Annotated in this window: 9 protein-coding genes; 3 read left to right on the top strand and 6 right to left on the bottom strand. The window is 34.3% G+C overall.

Annotated features, from left to right (window positions below):
- On the bottom strand, window positions 1-281 hold a 281-nt coding region (locus IDG60_RS05515; protein WP_151517265.1), incomplete at its 3' end, for an SAM-dependent methyltransferase.
- 18 nt (window positions 282-299) lie between these two features.
- Here IDG60_RS05515 and IDG60_RS05510 point away from each other — a divergent pair.
- Window positions 300-434 (top strand): hypothetical protein, encoded by a 135-nt coding sequence (locus tag IDG60_RS05510; RefSeq protein ID WP_001789860.1) that lies wholly within the window; start codon window positions 300-302, stop codon window positions 432-434.
- A 97-nt stretch (window positions 435-531) separates the two neighbouring features.
- On the opposite strand, the gene rbsK is transcribed toward IDG60_RS05510, so the two are convergent.
- From rbsK to rbsR, 4 genes are all read right to left on the bottom strand, one after another.
- A complete protein-coding gene (gene rbsK / locus IDG60_RS05505; protein WP_000182746.1) occupies window positions 532-1,446 on the bottom strand; it encodes a ribokinase in 915 nt (304 codons plus the stop codon).
- Between the two features lie 27 nt (window positions 1,447-1,473).
- Window positions 1,474-1,878 carry a D-ribose pyranase gene (gene rbsD, locus IDG60_RS05500; protein WP_000747873.1) on the bottom strand — a complete coding sequence of 135 codons (405 nt, stop codon included), beginning with the start codon at window positions 1,876-1,878 and terminating at the stop codon, window positions 1,474-1,476.
- Window positions 1,879-1,892: 14 nt separating this feature from the next.
- A complete protein-coding gene (gene rbsU / locus IDG60_RS05495; protein ID WP_000029196.1) occupies window positions 1,893-2,774 on the bottom strand; it encodes a ribose/proton symporter RbsU in 882 nt (293 codons plus the stop codon).
- A gap of 231 nt (window positions 2,775-3,005) precedes the next feature.
- Complete coding sequence (gene rbsR, locus IDG60_RS05490) at window positions 3,006-4,004, bottom strand: ribose utilization transcriptional repressor RbsR (protein ID WP_000757880.1); 999 nt, start codon at window positions 4,002-4,004, stop codon at window positions 3,006-3,008.
- A gap of 150 nt (window positions 4,005-4,154) precedes the next feature.
- Here rbsR and IDG60_RS05485 point away from each other — a divergent pair, with 150 nt between their 5' ends.
- Both IDG60_RS05485 and IDG60_RS05480 read left to right on the top strand, forming a co-directional pair.
- Window positions 4,155-4,334, top strand: a complete 180-nt coding sequence (locus tag IDG60_RS05485) for an NADH dehydrogenase (RefSeq protein ID WP_001792075.1) — start codon at window positions 4,155-4,157, stop codon at window positions 4,332-4,334.
- 49 nt (window positions 4,335-4,383) lie between these two features.
- A complete protein-coding gene (locus IDG60_RS05480) occupies window positions 4,384-4,776 on the top strand; it encodes a hypothetical protein (RefSeq protein ID WP_001159765.1) in 393 nt (130 codons plus the stop codon).
- A gap of 127 nt (window positions 4,777-4,903) precedes the next feature.
- Here the strand turns inward: IDG60_RS05480 and IDG60_RS05475 are convergent.
- Window positions 4,904-5,434 (bottom strand): MFS transporter (locus IDG60_RS05475; RefSeq protein ID WP_206160547.1); only part of this gene is annotated, 531 nt, incomplete at its 5' end.

Raw genomic sequence — 5,434 nt, 5'->3', positions numbered from 1 at the left:
GCTTGTTGAACTTGAATATATGATTCAAGACCTGCTGCTGAAATATTTTCCTGTGCTTTTTCTAATGCTTTCTTATTTATATCAACGCCTTGAATGTGACAGCCATATGTATGAGCTAGATAAATAGATGTTGTGCACATATTACATGCCACTTCTAACACTTGTTTATCTTGTGAAAATGCCCCTTGTTGTATTAACCAATCTGTTGCTTCTTTACCACCGGGGCGTAGACGAGTTTTTCCTAATTTAGCTAAAAATGTATGACCAGCTTCTTTAGACATAGCATAACCTCCTTTTAATTGATAATTATTATCATTAATATAGCATATTTATATGCAATAATTTGGAAGTTAAAAAGATTACAAAAAATTGTCACTTCATTTATAACTAAACATGAGTCAACAAGCATAGGTTTAGTGGAAAATTATTTCTAATAGATGATGTTTTATAAAGATAAAAAAGCACAGCCATGATATACGAATGTTGCATGTTATATGCTAAACCTTCATATCATAGCTGTGTTTGATTCATTTAAACTTGATTTACTTCTTCTAGTAGAGGAATAGATGCTTGCGCGCCGTGTTTTTGTACAGTGAGTGAGCTCGCTTTATTACCAAAATCAATAGCATCTGCTAAGTTATCTTGCGACTTGTTTAAGCGACTGACAAATGCACCAATAAATGTGTCGCCTGCAGCAGTTGTATCAATCGCATTTACTTTATAAGCTTCGATGTGTTGGCTTTGATTTTTAGTAGCAAAATATGTACCTTGCTTACCTAGCGTAATCAAAACAGTCTTAATGCCTAAAGATAAAAAGTAATTGGCATTGTCTTTCATAGATTGTTCATTAGTTACTTTAATCCCAGATAACAATTCGGCTTCTGTTTCGTTTGGCACAATAATATCGATTAATGATAATAATTCATTAGGTAATGCTTTCGCTGGTGCAGGATTTAATACTGTCGTCACACCATGTGCCTTGGCAATTTCAAATGCAGATATAATAGCCGGGATGGGTACTTCTAATTGTGCAACGACAAAGTCTGCATTGATTATAGCGTCTTTTGCGTTAATAACATCTTCAGGTGTCATCGTCATATTCGCACCACCATAAACATAGATGGTGTTTTGTCCTTCTGCATTCACAGTGATAAAGGCTTGGCCCGTTTTTGCTTCAGTTGTTTTGATAATATATGATGTATCAATATGAGCCGCTTTAAAATCTTCTAAGATGAAATCAGCAACGCCATCAGTGCCAATTTTAGTAATAAATGTTGTGTCTGCTTGCATGCGTGCAGTGGCAATAGCCTGGTTGGCACCTTTACCTCCGCCGAATGCTTTTTGTGCTTCTTCAACATGTAATGTTTCGCCTGGTTGTGCATATCTTTCAACTGTTAAAAATTGATCGACATTCGTTGAACCTAAAATAACAACTTTGTTGGTCATGTGTATGCTCCTTTCAAGTTATAATTTTTAAAAAGTAACATTCGATTCTAATGCAATATTAGAGTAGGGCGTTGTTTCACCAGTACGAATATTACCTTTATTTAATGGGTGAGCTAAGTTACTTTTCATTTCTTCGTGAGGAATGAAAATGATTTCGATTTCCGATGAAATCAATTGTTTAATTTGTTGCAATTGTGTAGGGTTATGTTCTTTTATTTCTTCTGCTAAGTATATTTTTTGGATTTCCATTTCTTCTAACACTGTAGCTAAGACATCAATAAAGCGTGGTAAGTTTTTTGTGACAGCTAGGTCGATACGGCGATGATCATTTGGAATTGGCATGCCAGCGTCATTAATCGTTAATAAATCAAAATGACCAATTGTCGCGATTGCTTTTGAAATATGTTCATTTAAAACAGCTGATTTTTTCATGACATCTACACTCCTTATTTTATAAATACTGTAACAGAAGCGGCTACTAAAATGAGTACTAAGCCGATAATTGTAATAACCATTTCTTTTGAAGTTTTATGTTGTTTTAAGAAATAAATACCAGTTAATGTAGCAAGCACAACGGATGTTTGAGAAAGAATAAATCCAGTTGCTAAACCATTCATATTAGGTTGTGCTGAAATAAGATATGTTAAGGCACCAAATGCAAAGAAGAAACCTGAAATAATTTGTAACCACGTAATTTTATTACGGAATGGATTCTCTGATTTCATATTCATAAAGCCATAAATGACTGCAACAATTACCATACCCATTGCTTGAGGTAAAAAGGCAGTTAGGCCATCAATAGAAGTTGCTTGCGGTGCAGCTGAATATAACCAGTATCCAAATTCACCAATTAACAGAAGTACCACTGCACGACGTAAATTTTTGGCGTTACTTGCTTCTTTGCGTTCACTCCAAACTGTCATACGTGCACCAATTAGAATAACGACTAAAGCTGTAAATCCAATGATTTTATGACCAATGCCTGGCCAATTTCCTAATGCAAAGACACCCCATAAAGATGCGCCTAATAATTGGAATGCTGTTGTGACTGGCATGGCACGAGATGAGCCGATTAATTCGAACGCTTTAAATGTAATGATTTGTCCGAATCCCCATCCTGCACCTGATAATAAGGCGAATAGCAAATTGGTTCCAGTAGGGAAGCCACTTGATGTGACTACGGCTAATATAATAGCGAAGATTAACGTACCTACAGTAGCACCGATAATTTGATGTACAGGTTTACCACCAAACTTTGAAGCGACTGTTGGGAAGAAGCCCCAGCCAATTAAGGGGCCTAACCCGATAAGTAATGCAACAATGCTCATGTTATACACCTCACGATTTGTTTTTAGTAAAACGTTTTACCAATGCCATCGTACCATTTTTATTTGCAAAATGCATGCGTTTTCATAAAAACTGAAAACGTTTAAATCATATTTAAAAATTCATACATTATTATTTTAATTTCTTAGTGAAATAATTATGATTAAAAACCCTCAGCATTAAAGCAACGCTAAGGGCCTAACAATGATGAGTATATTTCGGAAGATACGTAGTTAGTTTGAAAGATGATAGCCAGTTGTTGCACGAATTTTTAAAGTCGTTGGTAATTCAATCATATCAATGGATTTATCTAAGTGCTGTAATCGTTGAAGTAATAAGGTTAAAGATGTTTTGCCAATATCAGTTATAGGTTGTGCCACAGTAGTTAAAGGTGGCGAGACGTACGCTGCATAATCAATGTCGTCATAACCTATTAATGAGATATCTTTCGGGATACTGATGCCATGTTCAATTAGTCCTCGTAAAATGCCAATAGCGAGTTCATCGTTAATAGCGAAGATTGCAGTGGCAGATTGAACCATGATGTCATCAACAATGGTTAGCCCACCGCGCTTAGATAATTCAGTATGGACGATTTGTGGTTCTGGCAATTGATTCGCGCGCAAAGTATCGACAAATCCAGCGACACGAGTCGACATATTCGCCATCATGTCATATGGTGCAACAATTATCATATGGTTGTGACCGAGTTCTATTAAATGTTGTGCTGCAAGTTGTCCACCTTGATATTCATTTGTCCGAACAAAATCTGTATAGCCTTGATGGTCATTTTGATCCAGTACGACATAAGGTACATGATGTTTCTTTAGATAGTTATTTAGGGCGTCCGGGGATGATATGTATTGTGCGATAATTAATCCGTCAATACCTCGATCAATTAAATGTTTAATATTGTCATACAAATCAGTTGCTGTAGATGTTAAAAAGCATAAATCAACATCAGATGGTTTATGGTCATGAATACTTTGCATCAGTGCTGAGAAAAACGGATTTGTTAAGCTAGGTAAAATGACGCCAATAGTTTGAATTTTACTGCCGCGCAATTGTTTTGCATGTTTATTAGGGGCATAGCCTAAACGTTCTGAAACAGCATGTACGTTTTTTATCGTTGTTGCGGAAAAACGACTATCATTATGATTTAAAATATGTGACACAGTTGTAACTGATACACCAGCTTCTCTAGCAACATCTTTAATTGACACTTTTTTCATATTATATTCCTTCTCTTTATTGTGTAATTAATCATACAGTTATATACCCGATTATTATATTCATCATATCATGATAAACATTTGATGACATATGAAGACGTGAATGACTTTTATTGTCTACAAACAGACGTCTGAAGTATACGATTAAGGTTGAGACGAGAGAATATATTATTAAGGTTAATACCTTTTAATGATTATGATAACAAGAATTTTAAAATGTTTATTGTGATGAAAAACACAAAAGTCATTATTTTAAAGAATAAAATATTTGTTTTTGAACAAAGTATTAAAAAACATAACGAAATGATGTATATTGAACTATGTGATTGAAAAAATTTTTAATTAAGGCTTGTTAAAACTTAAGAGAGGATGTTTTTAAATGCAATTCAAATTAAAAGAAGAAGAGATTATTAGTTTTTTAGAATTGAAATATCCAGAAAAAGAGTTCGAATATGGTCGTTTGTTAGTTGGACAACATAAACGTGATGATTTAGATGTTTATTACTTTGGTGATACGTTTTTAATGTGCACGATTATTTCATTCAAGACATTTGAAATTAAAGAAACAGTAGAATTATCATATGATGCTGTTAATCGTATTGTGTTAAAAGATGGATGGTTATTTAGAAAAATGAGAATAGAAACAATGCAAAAAGTGTTAAAATACGGTACATCTAAATTAATGTTAACTGATTTTCAAAAAGAGAATTATAATAAATATATTCAAGGTCAGAAACAACGCGTGATATTTGAAAATGGCCATTTTGTCTAATTGATAGTGAATATAATTAGAGTAAGCGAAGAACAGAGAAAAACGTTCTTCGCTTATTTTTCTTGAATTTCTTGTATATCATTTTAAAGTGATAAAGATATTTCGAAACATAATTCTTCTATTATATTTAAGATTTAACTGTTTTTGGAATGATCATGTATGCAGACAATGAGCCAAGGATCATCAATACAATGCTGACGATAAATGTTACGGTTGCAGCTACACTTGGTGCATAGTTTAGTTGTAACATACTGAAAACTGTAGTACTTAGTGCTATACCAAAGGCGCCACCTAATGTACCACTCATTTTATATAATCCTGTAGCTAAACCAACTTTTTCATTTGGCATACTGAAAATTGCAATTGTAAGGCCGGGTGTTGCGACTAAACCATTTCCAATTGCGCAAATGACGAAACCAATGATAACTGCAATGACATATTGTGATGCCGATAATTGAGTCATGCTAATAATAGTGATGCCGATGACAGGGAACAACGGACCAATGATGAGCATCAATTTGCCACCGAAACGTAATGTTGCTTTTTCACCTAAACGAATCATCGCAACTGCCACAATGGCATATGGCAATGTAACAAGTCCAGATTGCGCAGCTGATAAACCAAGGTGTGTTTGAGCATATATGAAAAAGACCACTGT

The organism is Staphylococcus sp. EG-SA-2, assembly GCF_017152085.1.
The sequence above is the reverse complement of the archived record's forward strand: the minus strand, read 5'-3'. Positions and strand labels throughout refer to the sequence as shown.

Excerpts from the sequence above, each read along its gene's own strand:
- rbsK (WP_000182746.1), bottom strand. The coding sequence starts at position 1,446 with ATGACCAACAAAGTTGTTATTTTAGGTTCAACGAATGTCGATCAATTT.
- rbsD (WP_000747873.1), bottom strand. The coding sequence starts at position 1,878 with ATGAAAAAATCAGCTGTTTTAAATGAACATATTTCAAAAGCAATCGCG.
- rbsU (WP_000029196.1), bottom strand. The coding sequence starts at position 2,774 with ATGAGCATTGTTGCATTACTTATCGGGTTAGGCCCCTTAATTGGCTGG.
- rbsR (WP_000757880.1), bottom strand. The coding sequence starts at position 4,004 with ATGAAAAAAGTGTCAATTAAAGATGTTGCTAGAGAAGCTGGTGTATCA.
- IDG60_RS05480 (WP_001159765.1), top strand. The coding sequence starts at position 4,384 with ATGCAATTCAAATTAAAAGAAGAAGAGATTATTAGTTTTTTAGAATTG.